1 protein-coding gene and 1 pseudogene are annotated in these 330 nt (G+C 36.7%); both read left to right on the top strand.

Annotation, left to right across the window (positions count from 1 at the left end; all coding sequences use genetic code 11):
• Positions 1–208 (top strand): annotated as a pseudogene (locus tag CD138_RS14510) (phage tail protein); the annotation flags it as partial.
• Between the two features lie 8 nt (positions 209–216).
• Positions 217–330 (top strand): tail tube TT1 domain-containing protein (locus CD138_RS14850; RefSeq protein ID WP_444547689.1); only part of this gene is annotated, 114 nt, incomplete at its 3' end.

Here is a 330-nt window from a genome sequence, read left to right as displayed (position 1 = left end):
ACATTCTGAGGTTATGACGATTGAGGGGCTAAAGCTCAAAGCGGGGGACACAATCAAATACAACGGATTACAGACATTTAGGAACGGCGTAGCAATTGATGAATATACACGATTGTCACAGCCGTTTTTTAAGTATGGTTATAACTACTTTAATATCAATCAATCAGTTCAAAAAATAGTCTTTGACATGAAATTCTATAACAGGTAGGTGGTATCTTGCCAATCTTGATAAAAAACAGAATAGGTAAGGGATATCCAATATTCGCGCCTACAACATTATCAGAAAAGATAAACGACGACGGTAGTTTGTCGTTGGATATCTTAGAGAAC

Source organism: Staphylococcus intermedius NCTC 11048, from assembly GCF_002902385.1.
GTDB lineage: Bacteria > Bacillota > Bacilli > Staphylococcales > Staphylococcaceae > Staphylococcus > Staphylococcus intermedius.
This window is presented reverse-complemented; position numbering and strand designations above follow the sequence as displayed.